Genomic DNA, 15730 nt, shown 5'->3' on the forward strand with positions numbered 1-15730 from the left:
GAGGCGAGGTAGGCTCATGCCTCCTTTCATTGTACCATTTTAATTATTCCGGAGCCAACTTCCAGGCGAGCGCTGCCGCGGCCTCGATTGCCGCAAAAAACACAGGGTCCTGCTCAAGAGGCCTCCCCATGGAACTGATCGCGTACGGATAAGCGCTCAAAATGTAACCGGTCTCGTCAATGGAGCTTGTTCGCATCCATTGGATTTTATGGCGTTCGCCCAGTCCCGCCAACGCCAGCTGCTGCTGCAGATGCTGCATGTGCTGCTCGGCTATTACTTGTGGCAGCGCTATCAGCATACCATCGCGGGCTATATCTCGGAGGACTGTGATGGTATGATGGCTGATGCCGTAATGCCGCTCCCGGGGGTCGGCAAAGCTCAGGCGGGGTATGATAACAGGCTGCCCTTGGAGCTGCGCCACGGCGTTGAGAATTTCCCCCACTTCCGCCCCGCTGAAGCCGAGCCGTGTGGAAGTACCCACACTGCCCGGACCCATGGCCACGATAGCTATGTCGGCTTGCAGCACGTGCTTAGCCGCGAGCAAAGCGGTAAACTTGTTTACGGTTTCAACATCACCGCCGTAGGCGTGGCCGTAGGTGACCGTTCCCGTCAGCCAGCCAAGCTTCTTCAACGCCGCGGCATGCCTGCTGTGTGCGATGGGAAGTGCCCCGCCGTCCGACATGATGTACGCGATACGGCACTGCCTGCCGTGTTTTTGTGCCAGTTGGCGGAGGAAGCATACCGCGGCGGGAAGCATGCTGTGAAGTTCGCCTACCAGCACCGGCATTCCTTCCAACGTCTGCGGGTCGGCGCGGAACAGGCCGTGATACGGGCTCGCGGGCTCCTCGGCAGCCAGCACCGCCCGCTGCAGGGAGGTATACCGCAGCTTCATGATATGCCCCTGATTCGTGAAGTAATCCCGCCTCGCGTGACGCCTCTGTGCGCCTCGGTCATCTATAGCACTGTTGGCAAAGCGGTCTGAGACCGCGCTGTTATCAGCCGCGCCAGATCCGGCAGCAGCTGTACCACAGGCGGCCGTACTCCCTGGCAGCTGACGGGCTATGCGTTTTGCGGCACCCGAGGGCTTGGGCGGATAGGCTGTCTGACTGCCGGTGCGGCGGAGACGTATCCCTGCCGCGCCATGCGGCACGGCCCCGGTGCCGACAGCCTCCACACGAGGAGCAAAGATATCTGCCGCAGCGTGAGGGTTGCCGGTGCGCGGCAGGATTGCGTGCACGAAATGAATTCCGCCCGTGCCGAGACCCAGGGAGACGGCTGTCGTGTTGAGCAGCACTCGATCACCCGACACAAGCCGAGGAAGCACATCTGTATAATGTGCGGCTGTCGCGTGTGTACCGTCGTCCAGCACAACTTCCGCTTCCTGCATGGCGACGCCCTCACATTCATCGCTGGCATTGCGAACCGTTCCGAGCTTCCACTCGAGCAACGCATATCACCTCTTTGAGTTCGCCATTTCCATACCTTTTAGATATATGCGCCGCACAAATAAAAAATCGCCACACAATCTGTGACGATTCCCAATTTTCATTGAGACTGGTTTGCCGCTTCCTGCACGATCCGCACCACAACTTCCGAGACCTTCACCAAATCCTTGATGGCAATCTGTTCCTTCGTCGTATGGATGTGCTCATATCCCACAGCCAGATTTACTGTCGGTACACCCAGACCGTTAAATACATTGGCATCGCTGCCGCCGCCTGAGTGAAACGTGCGCGGCGTGCAGCCTGCTTTTTTCAGTGCATCCATTGCGAGCTGCACGACCGGTGCCGTGTCATCAAACATGTAGGCAGGATAAATTATTTCGCTCTGGAAATCGACGGTAGCTCCCATCGCAGCAGCTGCGTCCTCACACGCTTTTCGCATCGCATCGACCTGCGCGTCCAGCTTCTGCTGTACGATACTGCGCGCTTCGGCTTCCAGCTCGACATGGTCGACGACAATGTTGGTCGCGCCGCTCACACCGCCCACAAATCGGCCGATATTGGCTGTCGTTTCGTTATCTATACGGCCGAGCGACATCTTGGATATCGCCTTGCTGGCTACGGTGATGGCGCTGACGCCTTTCTCAGGATTTACGCCGGCATGCGCCGAGCGGCCTGTGAATGTGATGCCAATCTTTGCCTGAGTAGGGGCAGCCACCGCGATGTCACCGATGTCACCGTTGGAATCAAGCGCATAACCGTAGTCCGCCTGCAGCCACTTGGCGTCCATCGCGCGAGATCCCTTCAGGCCTGCCTCTTCCCCCACGGTGATAACAAATTGGATCAAGCCATGCTCAATGTTCTGCTCTTTCAGCACCCGTATCGCTTCAAACATGGCTGCCAAACCGGCCTTATCATCACTGCCCAAGATCGTTGTGCCATCGCTGCGAATGACCTTGTCATCACCGATCTGCGGCTTGATGCCCTTTCCCGGCGTGACAGTGTCCATGTGGGAGGTGAAAAACAGCCTCGGGACCTGCCGGTCTGTCGTGGCCGCCAAGGTGCAAATCAGATTGCCTGAGCCGTGTCCGGTCTTGGCCGCTGCGTCATCTTCTTCGACTTTCAGGCCGAGTTCGGTAAACTTCTGCTTCAACACCCTGCTGATTTCCTGCTCATGCCCAGTTTCGCTATCCACCTGTACCAATTCGATGAATTCCTGTACCAATCGATTTTCCTGAATCATCTCTTTCCTCCAATGCTCGCTTTAAGTTAATATATTACTAAAAGTAACTGAAATGAAGAGGAGTTGAATTCGGTGCGAAACAAGCTGTTGTTTAAAATTATTATCTACATCATGATCGCTTCCATGCTGCTGAGCTCAGTATTATTTACCGTAAATCTATTCGTGTAGACGCGTGATTAATACAATTTTGTGTTCTCGTCATACGATTCCAGGTTCTCCTTAACCCGCTGAAGGAAACGTCCGCAGATCACACCGTCCAATATACGGTGATCCAAGGACAAGCACAGGTTGGCCATGGACCGCACCGCAAGCATATCTTGGATTACCACAGGCTTCTTTACAATAGATTCAAAAGTGATAATCGCCGCCTGCGGATAGTTGATAATCGGATACGAAGCGATCGAGCCGAAGGAACCGGTGTTGTTAACCGTGAAAGTCCCCCCCTGCATATCATCGAGCGACAATTTGCCGGCTCTGGCCCTCCGTGACAAATCCTCGATTTCACGGGCCAGACCGGCAATATTTTTTTGGTCGGCCTTTTTGATGACTGGTGTCACAACGGAATCTTCCGTACCGACCGCCAAAGAAATATTGATGTCCCGCTTAACGATGATTTTGTCCACAGCCCAGACCGAATTGATGATCGGATAATCCTTTATCGCGTTGACGACGGCCTTGATCATGAAAGACAAATAGGTTAAATTGATTCCTTCTTGCCTTACGAACTCGTCCTTCAGCTTGTTGCGTAAATGCACAAGGTTAGTCACGTCCACTTCGATCATCGTCCAAGCATGCGGTATTTCACTCACGCTTTGGCGCATGCGACTCGCGATCATGTTCCGAATGGGTGTCACATCGATCAAATATTCCCCGCGGCCCTCCAGCTGTTGACCTTCCACCTCGATGTTAGGGATGGCCGGGTTATGTGAAAGATGAATACCTGTGGAACGCAGCGGTTCATCTTTCGGTCTCTGCTCAGCTGCCCACGCGTCTGCCACCGGCGTGCGGCTGCCGGCTGATCCGTCGTTCGACGCCGCAGCACCCTGCAATGCAGTGCCACTCTTGGCTGCGCCAGCAGCTTGAAATCCGGTGCCTGTGCTCGGCGCTGCCTGAGCACGGCCAAGTCCGGCTGCTGCATAAGCTTCAACATCTTTGCGTGTTATGCGTCCTCCTAAGCCTGTGCCGCTGACTTCCTCCAGGCGGATACCTTTTTCCGCCGCAAGCTTCAGTACCGATGGCGAGTATCGGCTTCGCATGCTCTCATCGGCCGACTCGGCGCCCTGTCCAACCGCACGGCTGTCCACGGCGGCGGCGCCATCCACAGCCACAGCCCTCCCGCTTTGAGTATCGGCACCATCAACGGCCTCGACCACGCAAATCGCCTCGCCGACGGCCGCAGTCTGCCCCTCGCTCACCAACAGCCGAGTGAGCCGGCCCGCAACCGGCGACGGCATTTCCGTAGTAACCTTGTCTGTGATCAGCTCACACAAGGCATCATATTCCTCTATGTAGTCACCGGGCTGCTTTAACCACTTGCCGATAGTCGCAGAAACCAGACTTTCCGCAAGATGCGGCACCGCCACTTCGGTTTCCCTGGTGTTTTGTGTCATGTACATATCCTCCTACGGGCTTTCCCTGCAGGGAAAGCGAGTTCTGCTGTATATCATCAGTGCTTGCTAAAACAGTGCCAGCTCGCGCATGGCTTCCTTTATTTTGTCAGAGCTCAGCAGGAAAAACTTCTCCATCGGCGGATTCATGCCGACAGCGGGCACGTCCGGTGCGCAAAGGCGTTTGATCGGCGCGTCCAAATCGAACAGCATTTCCTCGGCGATAATCGCCGACACTTCGGCGCCAACCCCGCCTGTTTTGTTATCTTCATGTATGATCAGCACTTTGCTTGTTTTCGCGGCGGCTGTCAGAATCGCTTCTTTATCCAACGGCTGGATGGTGCGCAGATCAAGAATGTGCGCGCTAATGCCTTCCTTGGCCAGCTCATCCGCAGCTTGCAAGGCATATTGCACCGTAATTCCATATGAAATGACTGTGATATCGGTTCCTTCGCGTTTCACATCGGCCTTGCCGATTTCCACTATGTAGTCCTCTTCCGGCACCTCACCGGTCACGCCGAGGTAGCATTTTTTATGCTCAAAATAAAGCACAGGATCCGCATCTCTTATAGCGGCTTTGAGCAAGCCCTTCGCGTCGTAGGGGTTGGAAGGAGCTACCATCTTTAGCCCCGGCGTACCGAAAAACACCGACTCCGGGCACTGCGAATGATACAGCGCGCCGCCGCCGGTCGCCCCGTAAGGCGCTCGAATAACAACTGGGCAGTTCCAATCGTTGTTAGAGCGGTAACGGATGCGTGCCGCTTCGCTTATAATTTGATTCGTCGCAGGAAAGATAAAATCGGCGAACTGCATTTCTGCGATAGGCTTCATCCCGTACATCGCCGCGCCGATCGCCACACCGGCAATCGCAGATTCCGCCAGCGGGGTATCCATCACGCGTTCCTCGCCAAACGTGTCACGCATCCCTTTGGTTGCGTTGAGCACGCCGCCTTTGCCCACGTCCTCGCCTAACACAAAAACCGATTCGTCGCGCGCCATCTCTTCTGACATCGCAGAACGAATGGCCTCCAAATAAGTGATAACCGCCATTACCGCGTCTCTCCCTCCTCAGCATACACGTGAAGCAGCGTGTCCTCCGGCTTAGGGAAAGGAGCCTGCTCGGCATACTGCGTAGCTTCGTTAATTTCCTTTTTCAGCTGTTCCAGCAGGTCCGCCTCCTGCTCGTCACTCCACAATCCGCAGCTCACCAAATACTGGCGGTACCTGGGGATGGCGTCCTTAGCACGCTGCTCTTCAACTTCTTCCTTTGTGCGGTACAGCATATCGTCATCGGAAGTAGAGTGCGGCGACACGCGGTACATGACGGCTTCGATCAAGGTAGGTCCTTCCCCTCGAACCGCCCGCTCCCGTGCTTCCTTTACCACGCGGTACACTTCGAGCGCATCGTTGCCGTCTACTTTCACGCCAGGGAAACCGTACCCGACGGCACGTTCTGCGATACTCCCCGCCACTTGCTTGTGAATCGGCACGGAAATTGCATACTGATTGTTTTCACACATCATGATCACAGGCAGATTGTGTACTCCGGCGAAATTGCAGCCTTCATGGAAATCGCCCTGGTTGCTGGATCCTTCGCCAAACGTAACGAACGAAACGAAATCCTTCTTTCGCATTTTCGCAGCGAGCGCGAAGCCTACGGCGTGCGGCACCTGCGTGGTGACCGGGCTCGAGCCCGTCACAATGTTCAGCTTCTTGTGACTGAAATGCCCCGGCATTTGGCGGCCTCCGCTGTTCGGATCCTCAGCCTTGGCAAAAACGGACAGCATCAATTCCTTCATGGTCATACCCACGGATAAAACAAACCCGTAATCCCGGTAGTACGGCAAAAAATAATCCTTTCCTTGCTCAAGCGCAAACGCTGAGGCAACTTGAGCGGCCTCTTGGCCGATCCCGGACACATGAAAAGCAATTTTGCCGGAACGCTGCAGCAGAAAGCCGCGCTCATCGAACTTTCTAGCCTTCTGCATGTATTTATACATATCCACTGCGCGCTCGTCCGACAATCCAAGCTTGCGGTGCTTCATTAACTGGCCGATCGACATGGGTGCAACCCCCTTATTCTTCATCCCTACTTATGACTAGGTACTAATACTTGCCGCTATAAGTATATTATAATCTCATCGTGAAATGAACACAATTATTTTGCGTTAAATGCCGATCGCTCGCCCATCCACCGCCAGCATTGCCTCTCCCAGCGCTTCCGATAAGGTCGGATGAGCGTGAATCGAGTGCCCGACCTCCCACGGGGTTGCGTCGAGAAGCTGGGCGAGTGCCGCTTCCGAAATATAATCGGTGACATGTGGTCCAATCATATGAACGCCGAGAATATCGTTGGTTTGTTTGTCAGCAATGACTTTCACGAAGCCGTCGGTGTCCCCGTGCACCAATGCCTTGCCTACTGCGGAGAAGGGAAAACGGCCGATCTTCACATCGTAGCCCTGAGCCTCGGCCTGCGCCTGGGTCCAGCCGATGGATGCCGCCTCCGGCCGCGTATAGACACAACGAGGCACCTGGTGTGCTGCGAACGCGTCAGGTCGCAGGCCGCAGGCGTGCTCCACCGCGACAATCCCCTCATGGCCGGCGACATGCGCCAGCTGAAGACCGCCATTCACATCTCCGATCGCATAAATGTGAGACTCTGTCGTCTGCATGTGATCATTTACACGAATTACCCCATTGTCAAGCTTCACGTCCGTACTTTCAAGGCCGATGCCCTCGACATTCGCTTGTCTGCCGACGCTCAGCAGTATTTTATCTGCTTGCAATTGCTTTGTTTTTGCCCCGCTTGCAATGGACAGCAGGACTTGTCCTCCATCGATACGCACACTTTCAGGCAAAAGCTGGGCGTTGGTCATGATTTGGACGCCCCGTTTTTTCAGCAGCCTCTCCATTTCTTTCGAAATGTCCGCATCCTCCGCTGGCAAAATATTCGGAGCGTACTCGATCACCGTTACCTGTGCACCAAAATCAGCGAGCATCGAAGCCCACTCCACACCAATTACACCCCCGCCGACGATGATCATGGATGCGGGCAGCTCTTCCAGCTCCAAAGCGTGATCGCTGCTAAGCACATGTATGCCGTCTATCTCCATGCCTGAAATTTCCCTCGGCCTGGAACCCGTTGCGATGATCAGCTTGTCAGGGACTAGCGTCACTATCTCCCCGTCTTCCTGCTCAACGGACACAGACCCGCTTCTCGGTGAAAAAATGGAGGGCCCAATGATGCGGCCTATCCCGTAATAAACTTGTATGTTATGTTTCTTCATTAAATATTGTACGCCTTTATGCAGCTGCTCTACGATGCTGAGCTTACGTGATTGCACCTTGGCAAAGTTCAACCTGACGGAATCAGCTTCAATTCCGTAATCCTCGCTCTGACGCATGGTGGCGTACAGCTCCGCACTGCGCAGCAGCGTTTTGCTGGGTATGCACCCGCGGTGCAGGCATGTGCCTCCCAGCTTACTGCGCTCCACGACAGCTACCGTTTTTCCTAACTGTGCCGCGCGGATCGCGGCTATGTATCCTCCCGTGCCCCCGCCTAAGATGACGATGTCGAAAGCTTGCGTCATGCTTTTAAACCTCCTGAGTCTATGATTCTCCTATTGTAACCCTAATTACTATGAGAAATATAGTCCATCTTCCGAAACCAGCAGGAATTCACTGTTGGCGCTGGAAAGCTGCTTTAGTGTATAGTTTATTTGGACAGCCGTATTACTGTCGGCGGCGCTATGAGATAACCCTCCGTGCGGTGCGAGATAGTATAGTTGAAAAAGGAGATGATTATGAAAAATACGCTCATGCGGTTTGTAGCCGTGATGCTGTTGGTTGTCCCAGGGGCGATGGCCACCTACGGTTTTCTCTCGATGAAGGATGCTTGGTTCGCCCAATTTGGAGCGGCTGAAACTGAACCCCACATCCAGTGGGGAAAATTAATAATCGGCTTCGTACTATTCTTGGCCGGCACGGCGTTCATCGGCGGCTGGACCTTCTTCCGAGACCGGAAACGAAACTATGTCGCCCCCCGGTTCAAAGCGAAACGCAAAAAGCAATAGGAGCCAGCACGGCGAGATGCGGCTCCCTTTGTTATTATAAGACGGTTCTTTTCATGTTCTGCCGCGGCCCAGAAGGTCCAGCCATAGCAGCAGCGGGTGGCGCTCAATGGCATGCGACAGAGAGCTGCGCCATGCCAGCCCGTGCAGTAATACACATGCGGCCAACATTGCGATTTGCAGAGCCGCGCTGCAAAACATGATGCTCCAGCAGCCTGCGGCGAATCCAAGCACATTCGCACCGCTGTCGCCAATCATGAGCTTGCCTTGCAAATCCGGGCGAAACAGAGCGCATGCGCCGGCGAGGACCGGCAGTACATAAGGCAGCGCGCCTTGCCAGCCGTACCAGCTGGTATAACCTGATGCGGTAGCCTCCACTGCGATTGCGGCGAACAGCAGAAAAAAAACTTTCAACGCTCGTCCGGGCCGAACGTCAAGCAGATTGACGCCGTTCGCCATCAACGCAAGCATCACAATTTGACAGACAATCTGCCAAATTGATTCATTCCGGCTGATCGGCAGAACAAACCAAAGCGCGGCTATCGCCGTACCGCCTGCTTTCACCACACCCGTGCTGATCACGCGCTGCTCGCGCCACTCGCTCCAATGTCCTGACAGACCTTTGACATGCTTAACACCCATCGCATCGTCGATAAACCCCACGAAAGCCACCAGACCAACCCCCAATCCATACGTCCAAAACACCACTGCATCTTGCGCCGCCGCCACGGTCGGTCCCGTGCCGCCAGCTGTGACCGCTCGGTCCGCAATCAAGCGCACAGCGACCTCCGCTGCGAGAAGCAGCGGCAGCAGCAGTCCACAGGCCGTCGGGATACGCTCTCCTCTAAAATTCAGGTCCACCATATCATGATCCTGCAAGAACCGTCGAACGAGATCAAGTGCGGCTCTCGCAAAAGCAACAGACATCATAAGCAGTATGACATAGCCTGCTGTCAGCATACGGGCTGCCTCCACCAGCGCCACAGCGTACCGCCGACGGCACATAATTGTTTTCCGCGATGCAGCCAGCTGTGAAGGTCCCTGCCTGTCTCGCGGTGGGCGAACGGTACCGGCTGTTCCAGTACCCGGTAGCCCAGCTTTACCGCATCTATGGTAAGGCCCACCTCTACGCCGAACCCGCCCGATAAGCGGCCGATTCGTTCCAACACTTCACGCCGGACAGCCCGTTGACCGGACAGAGGCGCGGAAGCACTGAATCCGGACAAGCCATACACGCCCTGCTTGGCGAGTTTTTTTACCAGCCCGAGCCCGCCCGGCCGGGCCGCCCCGGCCAGCTGCGCTATAACCATATCCGCTAGGCCGTTCAACACCGGCAGAGCTAATTCGGGGTAAAAGCGGGCAGACGCACCGAGATCGGCGTCCAGAAAAACAAGGACATTCCCTCTCGCCGCATGCTTACCGGTGGACAAAGCCTTTCCTTTGCCGCAGCAGGTCGGGTGGCGTACGACAACGTCAGCCCAATGGGCGGCCCTTCTATACGTCATATCACTGCTGCCGTCATCGACGACGATTAACTCCAGCTCAGGGATCGAGGACAAGCCATTCCATTGTTGGCTGGCACTGCGAACAGCCGCCAGTGTCTCAGCAATGCGCAGCTCCTCGTTGCGTGCCGGCACGATAATGGACAGCGCAGGGTGCGTTTTCATATTATAATGGCCTCCTTAATTTCTCACCTGAGAGAACAGCTTACGAAACATAAATGGGAACCAGCGAGTGAATACATTCGCCGCAGCCTGTGGCCGGACGATTGACTCGGGGAGACTGATGATGTCCGCAGCGCCCCGGCTGTCGATTAATTTGTGGCCTACCTTCATGCGAACCAGCAAGGAACTGCCCATTCCTCTCCGACCTTTTTCCAAAAAATCATACATATTGGTATGAAGTCCCACCGTAACGATACGTTCGCAATGCAAATCGTGGGCCAAAAGCAGTGCCAAATCTTCACTCGTGCCGCAGCATGACACGACAACAGCGGACAATCCCAGCTCCATAATGCGCGTTAATCCTGGCGCCCGTCCGCTGCGGTATGCATGCACGACCAGCTCCGCGCCGCACCGCAGCGCCCGATCGGAGACACTGTCCATGTCCCCGATAATAATTTGCGGCGTCAGTCCGTGCTCCAGCAGCGCGTCCGCACCGCCATCGACACCGATCAGCACCGGGCGTGTACGGCTGATGTAGCTGCCGAGCGCGGCCAAATCTTCGTGATGTCGTTTACCTCGAATCACAATCAGCGCCTGACGCCCCTTGAGGACCGTTCTCAGATGTGGACAGCGCAAAGGCTCCAGCACCAATTCCTTTTCGAGTGCCGCGAAAGTCAGCGTATTATCGATAAATTGCTTAAGCTGCTCGTTGTGGGCATTTTTGGCTTGTTCGTATTGTGTATGCCAGCGCTCCCTGGTGAAAAATGAACTCGGAATTATCGCCCCGCCAGCGAGAATGCTATCCTTCATGAGACACACTTCCATACCGTTTTGCAACAGGGGAAAATACGACGGAGCGATCTCCACGATGGGAACGCCTTGTTCCAATAGCCGCCGTGGCCCTTCTGATGGGATGGTACCAGACATCGTGCAGCCAGCGTTGATCACAGCTTTCACCCGTGCCTGGAGCAAACCATCCGCTGCCAGATCGTCCAGATCGTCATGACGGATAACTGCGATGCTTTCCGGAACGATTTGGCGGAGCAGCCGCTTCGTCACCGTATCCGTGTACGCCACCCCTCTGGCAATTTCGGCCTGCACAACACTTCTTCTGACTGCCATAGCACCACTTCGCTTTCTTATGCCTGTAAAATTGTAGCCGCCGGCTGCTCCCTATTTTTTGTAGGAAAGGCTTTTCTCATTCATCCCTGGGAACACAAAAAAACAATCACAGGCATTGGTCCCGGATTGCTCGACATGGTCTCAATGTTGTTGGAGCGCCGTATGGCATAAACTCTCCATCGCCCACTACTGGGGTGCGGCTACGCCTAACGAATCCAATGCGGTTTGGACGCGTGTGACACCTTGTGCCATGCTATGTCCGCTGCCTACCGCCGCAGCAACCGCGACGGCCTCCATGATCTCCGCCTCGGAAGCACCCTTGGCAACGGCTTCCTGCACATGATAATACGTGCACACCTCATTGTTCGCGAACAAGCTTATGCCGAGTGCGATCAAATGCTTCTGTTTCTCCGACAGCGCGCCCCCTTCGAAGCAGGCTGCCGTAAAATGGTGATAAGCATCTACCATTTTTGGCATATTATCGTTCATTCGGCCGACGCCGATTTTGTACGAATCTACCTTTTTATTCAATAATCCGGTGTTCACGCACATATCCCCCACTCTGCTAAAACTGCCGACGCATCATACAGTTAAGCTTCCCTCGAACCATTGCGCATATTCAGTAGTGGGAACCACAGAGTGCAAGTAGTCACGTACCGCTGCGCGTTCGTCCGGCTTAAAGTCGTACTTGCAGTCCATTCCGTTAAACAGCAACCTCCAGTCGTTGAGCAGTCCGTTCTTTAGCGCACGCACTTCAACCACATACAGTTCTTCAGGCTCATCGGCAAAACGACAGCCAACCAGAATTGTAATGTCCTTGTCACCGGCTGAGTCAAATTCAACATAATCAAAAACCATATTTCCTCCCAAAATAATTAAAATTTTACAGATTAGTTTACAATATTCTACATTTTATTCACTTTTCACGTGCTATAATCAGACCTATCTTAGCGTAAGGAGTAGGTCCAATGCAAAAATCATGTCAAAAAATTGTTCGTATTGAGGACGGTCTGATTGCGGAAATCTATGATGGCTTACTGTATCGCCACTTTACGGACAACGATACGGCATTGAGGGAACTGCTGATGGAGGACGTCGGACTGGATTTCGATGGCATACTCCAAACCTACGAAAAGCTGATTCATGATCTTGCCGCTTCGTTTCCGCAGCTGCGTCCGCGCATTGCCGAACAACTGCCCGAAGGATGGCTGGAATGGGCCGAAGAATCGTACTCGGATGACGCTCCCACTCTTCCCTCCCGCAACGCATCCGCACAAGTCACCGGCTGACCGCAACAAAGCCCGCTCAGAAAGGTGTATACCTTAACGAGCGGGCTTTTTTTGCCCAGCGCCGCATTAACATAGGCGTCCGCTGTTATAACTTTTGGTAGACTACAATATATGTATCCAACTGTTGGCTGAGGGCAACCACGTGTTCATCTGTGAGATCTCCATGCACCAATGCTTGTTCCATCATTTGCAGACGTAATTCTTCGATTTTTTCCAGTATGAGCGGTTTCATTCGTTTATTCTCCGTTTCTTGTTTTTTTACGGACATTATAAAACAAAACGGTGTAAATGGTTGTAAAACTTTGTCGCACGAATGTGACAGGATTGTGAAAATTATAAGTAAGCATTTTCATTTAACAGCTATGTAAATAATTACCTTACATATACTACTTGTTAATATTACCAAATTCACTGATAATAAAAATACTATTAGCAGCGGGGAGTTTCAGATGGATAGCGAAATAACATACAAACTTATTCTCAATTTGTTCTTCATTCTCTTCCCTCTCTTTCTCTACCAGATGTTTTGGCTGGACCGTTATCAAAGAAACATCCAGAGCCCGTGGTTCATTTGCGCACTGGCGGCTACTTCTCTGCTGCTGTGTATGAGCTTCCCCTATATCTCATCCCAAGGATATTTCTTCGACTTGCGACATGTTCCTTTCATTATAGGCATGCTCTACGGCGGATTGCGAGTCGGCCTGGTACTGCTTGTGACGCTGCTGGGCTACCGTGCGCTCATTGGCGGTGACGGCTTGCTGTTAAGCATCATGATGGGGTTGATGTCCTATGTGTCGATCATGATGCTGCGTGCGCGTTACCGAACCTGGAATGCGAAACAAAGAGTTTCATACGGCACGCTGCTGGCTATCATGTATTCTATTCTCGTGCTGGGTTCGTTGACTGTTACCAACAGCAGTGTCAGCGCAGATTTGTCCGTATTTGCTCTACAGTACATTAGTATCCACGCGGTCAGCGTCTGGCTTACGATTTATTTTGTAGAAATGATGCGGCGTAATTTCAAAATGCGAGAACAGATCGTGCAATCCGAGAAATTGAAAGTCATTAGCGAGCTTGCCGCGAGCGTCTCACATGAGGTAAGAAATCCGCTCACGGTCACCAAAGGCTTTATTCAATTGCTGCGCGGTATCGACCTGACAGAGGAAAAAAAGACGCAATTCATTGAATTGTCGTTGGCTGAACTAGAGCGCGCACAGAAGATTATAACCGACTATCTCAGTCTAGCTAAGGACCATGAGGGTGAAATTGAAAAATTGAACATAGCTGACGAATTGAACTATATCGTGTCGGTCATGGCGCCGTACGCGCTTTTTCAGCAGGTGGAGATGCAGGTGCACATACAGGAGCCGCATTTTGTGAATGCCGACCGGCAAAGGCTGCGCCAATGTTTCATCAACCTCAGCAAAAACTGCATAGAAGCTATGCCGGCCGGCGGCCTGTTAACTATCCACTCGCAGCGGCAAGGCGACCAACTGGTCATCTGCATGAAGGATACGGGAATCGGCATGACCCAAGCGGAGATAAGCCAACTCGGCACGCCGTTCTTTACAACTAAGCGTGAGAAAGGCACGGGCCTGGGGATGATGCTTATTTTCAATGTGATCAAGGAACTGCGTGGGCAGGTGCGGGTGGATAGCGAGAAACACAGAGGGACCACGTTCACTATTACAATTCCCGGCATAGAGCGCGAGTCCGCAAATTAGTATTCAGAAGTGCAGGCTGCACTTCATCTGCCCAACAATCAGCGGGTGCATACAAGTTTCTTCCTCTGCTCAAGCGCCGACCTCATCGACTCTTCACGCAGCAACTGCTTTTGCGCGCTCCTCTCGGCTGCGAAAAAAGAGTCGCACCTCATTAGATGCCAGAGCGCATCCTTTGCCGCTTCGCACGCCATGCGTTCGCACTGCAGCAAATACAGGCACACACTATAACATTCAGTTTCGTGTTTCCGCAAGATGGATAACCTCTTCTTCATGTCCACATATGCTCATCCCTGACTTTCACTGTGTAGGCGCCGCGTAGATGCGCAGTTCACAGGTGATTCATTTCTTATACCATAGTTTAATCCTTTTTTTGGCTGTGCATAGTACTAAATTCATCTAGTACCACCCGTTCTACGCGGCGGCCAGGGTTCAGCAACTCTGACGCACTGGCCAGCAAAAATTCCCACTTCCCGCATGCAAAACAAGCATAGGGGCGCCGCTTGCCCCTATGCTCCTACCGCAGGCCTTATCCTTCATACATAAAAAAAACGCCCGAAAATCAATACGATTTATCAGACGTTAATGCACAAGCGTATCTCCTCATGACGGCCGGAGAAACTCCATAAAAACTGACTGCATTCGCCACCCTACATCTGGCGTCTGACTCCAAGCTCACTGCTCCTTACCCTCTCACGAGACTTTATGCTCGATTCTGAGCTTATCCGCCACCATGGCGATGAACTCACTGTTGGTAGGCTTTGCTTTACTGATGTTGATCGTGTAACCGAACAGGTGGCTTATGCTGTCTATGTTGCCACGCGTCCAGGCAACCTCGATTGCATGGCGAATCGCACGCTCCACACGGCTCGGGGTAGTCTTATATTTCTCCGCAATGGCAGGGTAAAGCGTTTTCGTGATCGCCCCCAGAATCTCAATGTTGTTGTAGACCATGGTGATCGCCTCACGCAGATACTGATAACCTTTGATATGTGCAGGCACGCCAATCTCATGAATGATTGTGGTAATGTTGGCGTCCAGATTTTTTCCTTTGGGCAGCTGCACCACATTCGTTCTGTAGCTGGTGCCGGACGACATGACCGAGTTGCTCTGGTTTGTGGACACCAGCTGACGGATTCGGTTTGTTAATATCTCCATGTCAAACGGCTTTAATATGTAGTAGGACGCCCCGAGTTGAACCGCCTTCTGTGTAATATTTTCCTGACCGAACGCAGTAAGCATGATAACCTTCGGTTGCGGATTAAGATCCATCTCACGCAGCTTTTCGAGCACGCCAAGACCGTCAAGATGCGGCATAATAATATCTAGAATCAGAACATCAGGAACACGCGTACCTTGCTCAATCAAGCGCAGAACATCGTTCCCATTATACGCGACGCCTGCGACATGCATATCGTCTTGTTCATCGATAAATTCGGAAAGTAAGTTAGTGAACTCCCGGTTATCGTCGGCTAATAAAACTTCGATCGTTTGCAACGTTTTTTCCTCCTTCAGATGGCAGCACAAAGTGTAATTTAGCATGTTTTATCTCTACATGTATACTTTCGACAT

General features: G+C 53.1%; 17 protein-coding genes. 4 read left to right on the forward strand and 13 right to left on the reverse strand.

Translation table 11 applies throughout. The features are described 5' to 3' along the window. Positions 1-43: 43 nt before the first annotated feature. Both CBW46_RS06410 and CBW46_RS06415 read right to left on the reverse strand, forming a co-directional pair. Positions 44-1447: a DUF3866 family protein gene (locus tag CBW46_RS06410; protein WP_089199166.1), complete on the reverse strand. Its 1404-nt coding sequence runs from the start codon at positions 1445-1447 to the stop codon at positions 44-46. A gap of 98 nt (positions 1448-1545) precedes the next feature. Then, positions 1546-2685 (reverse strand): M20/M25/M40 family metallo-hydrolase, encoded by a 1140-nt coding sequence (locus CBW46_RS06415; protein WP_089199167.1) that lies wholly within the window; start codon positions 2683-2685, stop codon positions 1546-1548. Between the two features lie 72 nt (positions 2686-2757). Here CBW46_RS06415 and prli42 point away from each other — a divergent pair, with 72 nt between their 5' ends. Continuing rightward, on the forward strand, positions 2758-2853 hold the full coding sequence (prli42, locus tag CBW46_RS21220; protein WP_165842209.1) for a stressosome-associated protein Prli42: 96 nt from the start codon (positions 2758-2760) through the stop codon (positions 2851-2853). Positions 2854-2861: 8 nt separating this feature from the next. On the opposite strand, the gene CBW46_RS06420 is transcribed toward prli42, so the two are convergent. The 4 genes from CBW46_RS06420 to lpdA all read right to left on the reverse strand — a co-directional run bounded on the left by CBW46_RS06420 (position 2862) and on the right by lpdA (position 7882). Then, positions 2862-4295, reverse strand: coding sequence for a dihydrolipoamide acetyltransferase family protein (locus tag CBW46_RS06420; RefSeq protein WP_089199168.1), 1434 nt, complete (start codon positions 4293-4295; stop codon positions 2862-2864). Between the two features lie 66 nt (positions 4296-4361). Then, entirely contained in the window at positions 4362-5342 is a 981-nt protein-coding gene (locus tag CBW46_RS06425) for an alpha-ketoacid dehydrogenase subunit beta (protein WP_089199169.1), read from the reverse strand. Next, complete coding sequence (locus CBW46_RS06430; protein WP_089199170.1) at positions 5342-6355, reverse strand: thiamine pyrophosphate-dependent dehydrogenase E1 component subunit alpha; 1014 nt, start codon at positions 6353-6355, stop codon at positions 5342-5344. The genes CBW46_RS06425 and CBW46_RS06430 overlap by 1 nt, the downstream gene beginning before the upstream one ends. Positions 6356-6460: 105 nt before the next feature. Beyond that, entirely contained in the window at positions 6461-7882 is a 1422-nt protein-coding gene (lpdA, locus tag CBW46_RS06435) for a dihydrolipoyl dehydrogenase (RefSeq protein WP_089199171.1), read from the reverse strand. Positions 7883-8095: 213 nt separating this feature from the next. On the opposite strand from lpdA, the gene CBW46_RS06440 reads away from it, so the two are divergent. Further along, entirely contained in the window at positions 8096-8365 is a 270-nt protein-coding gene (locus CBW46_RS06440; protein ID WP_089199172.1) for a DUF2627 domain-containing protein, read from the forward strand. A 51-nt stretch (positions 8366-8416) separates the two neighbouring features. On the opposite strand, the gene CBW46_RS06445 is transcribed toward CBW46_RS06440, so the two are convergent. The 5 genes from CBW46_RS06445 to CBW46_RS06465 all read right to left on the reverse strand — a co-directional run bounded on the left by CBW46_RS06445 (position 8417) and on the right by CBW46_RS06465 (position 12006). Then, positions 8417-9322 carry a hypothetical protein gene (locus CBW46_RS06445; RefSeq protein WP_165842210.1) on the reverse strand — a complete coding sequence of 302 codons (906 nt, stop codon included), beginning with the start codon at positions 9320-9322 and terminating at the stop codon, positions 8417-8419. Beyond that, entirely contained in the window at positions 9316-10029 is a 714-nt protein-coding gene (locus CBW46_RS06450) for a glycosyltransferase family 2 protein (RefSeq protein ID WP_089199174.1), read from the reverse strand. Before CBW46_RS06450 ends, CBW46_RS06445 begins: the two co-directional genes overlap by 7 nt. A gap of 15 nt (positions 10030-10044) precedes the next feature. Then, positions 10045-11148, reverse strand: a complete 1104-nt coding sequence (gene steA, locus CBW46_RS06455; RefSeq protein WP_089199175.1) for a putative cytokinetic ring protein SteA — start codon at positions 11146-11148, stop codon at positions 10045-10047. Between the two features lie 186 nt (positions 11149-11334). Next, entirely contained in the window at positions 11335-11637 is a 303-nt protein-coding gene (locus CBW46_RS06460) for a carboxymuconolactone decarboxylase family protein (protein WP_243633214.1), read from the reverse strand. A 93-nt stretch (positions 11638-11730) separates the two neighbouring features. Beyond that, positions 11731-12006, reverse strand: a complete 276-nt coding sequence (locus CBW46_RS06465; RefSeq protein WP_089199177.1) for a hypothetical protein — start codon at positions 12004-12006, stop codon at positions 11731-11733. 110 nt (positions 12007-12116) lie between these two features. On the opposite strand from CBW46_RS06465, the gene CBW46_RS06470 reads away from it, so the two are divergent. Continuing rightward, entirely contained in the window at positions 12117-12437 is a 321-nt protein-coding gene (locus CBW46_RS06470; protein WP_089199178.1) for a hypothetical protein, read from the forward strand. Positions 12438-12522: 85 nt separating this feature from the next. On the opposite strand, the gene CBW46_RS06475 is transcribed toward CBW46_RS06470, so the two are convergent. Continuing rightward, positions 12523-12669 (reverse strand): aspartyl-phosphate phosphatase Spo0E family protein, encoded by a 147-nt coding sequence (locus tag CBW46_RS06475; RefSeq protein ID WP_117434370.1) that lies wholly within the window; start codon positions 12667-12669, stop codon positions 12523-12525. Between the two features lie 217 nt (positions 12670-12886). On the opposite strand from CBW46_RS06475, the gene CBW46_RS06480 reads away from it, so the two are divergent. Then, positions 12887-14161 carry a sensor histidine kinase gene (locus CBW46_RS06480; protein ID WP_089199180.1) on the forward strand — a complete coding sequence of 425 codons (1275 nt, stop codon included), beginning with the start codon at positions 12887-12889 and terminating at the stop codon, positions 14159-14161. 690 nt (positions 14162-14851) lie between these two features. On the opposite strand, the gene spo0A is transcribed toward CBW46_RS06480, so the two are convergent. Beyond that, a complete protein-coding gene (spo0A, locus tag CBW46_RS06490; protein WP_089199182.1) occupies positions 14852-15655 on the reverse strand; it encodes a sporulation transcription factor Spo0A in 804 nt (267 codons plus the stop codon). Positions 15656-15730: the final 75 nt, after the last annotated feature.

The organism is Paenibacillus xerothermodurans (genome assembly GCF_002220865.2).
In the GTDB taxonomy this organism is placed as follows: domain Bacteria; phylum Bacillota; class Bacilli; order Paenibacillales; family NBRC-103111; genus Paenibacillus_S; species Paenibacillus_S xerothermodurans.

What these genes read in the sequence shown, in the direction of transcription:
- CBW46_RS06415 (WP_089199167.1), bottom strand. Translation starts at nt 2,685, where the DNA reads ATGATTCAGGAAAATCGATTGGTACAGGAATTCATCGAATTGGTACAG.
- CBW46_RS06420 (WP_089199168.1), bottom strand. Translation starts at nt 4,295, where the DNA reads ATGACACAAAACACCAGGGAAACCGAAGTGGCGGTGCCGCATCTTGCG.
- CBW46_RS06425 (WP_089199169.1), bottom strand. Translation starts at nt 5,342, where the DNA reads ATGGCGGTTATCACTTATTTGGAGGCCATTCGTTCTGCGATGTCAGAA.
- CBW46_RS06430 (WP_089199170.1), bottom strand. Translation starts at nt 6,355, where the DNA reads ATGTCGATCGGCCAGTTAATGAAGCACCGCAAGCTTGGATTGTCGGAC.
- lpdA (WP_089199171.1), bottom strand. Translation starts at nt 7,882, where the DNA reads ATGACGCAAGCTTTCGACATCGTCATCTTAGGCGGGGGCACGGGAGGA.
- CBW46_RS06440 (WP_089199172.1), top strand. Translation starts at nt 8,096, where the DNA reads ATGAAAAATACGCTCATGCGGTTTGTAGCCGTGATGCTGTTGGTTGTC.
- CBW46_RS06445 (WP_165842210.1), bottom strand. Translation starts at nt 9,322, where the DNA reads ATGCTGACAGCAGGCTATGTCATACTGCTTATGATGTCTGTTGCTTTT.
- CBW46_RS06450 (WP_089199174.1), bottom strand. Translation starts at nt 10,029, where the DNA reads ATGAAAACGCACCCTGCGCTGTCCATTATCGTGCCGGCACGCAACGAG.
- steA (WP_089199175.1), bottom strand. Translation starts at nt 11,148, where the DNA reads ATGGCAGTCAGAAGAAGTGTTGTGCAGGCCGAAATTGCCAGAGGGGTG.
- CBW46_RS06460 (WP_243633214.1), bottom strand. Translation starts at nt 11,637, where the DNA reads ATGAACGATAATATGCCAAAAATGGTAGATGCTTATCACCATTTTACG.
- CBW46_RS06465 (WP_089199177.1), bottom strand. Translation starts at nt 12,006, where the DNA reads ATGGTTTTTGATTATGTTGAATTTGACTCAGCCGGTGACAAGGACATT.
- CBW46_RS06470 (WP_089199178.1), top strand. Translation starts at nt 12,117, where the DNA reads ATGCAAAAATCATGTCAAAAAATTGTTCGTATTGAGGACGGTCTGATT.
- CBW46_RS06475 (WP_117434370.1), bottom strand. Translation starts at nt 12,669, where the DNA reads ATGAAACCGCTCATACTGGAAAAAATCGAAGAATTACGTCTGCAAATG.
- CBW46_RS06480 (WP_089199180.1), top strand. Translation starts at nt 12,887, where the DNA reads ATGGATAGCGAAATAACATACAAACTTATTCTCAATTTGTTCTTCATT.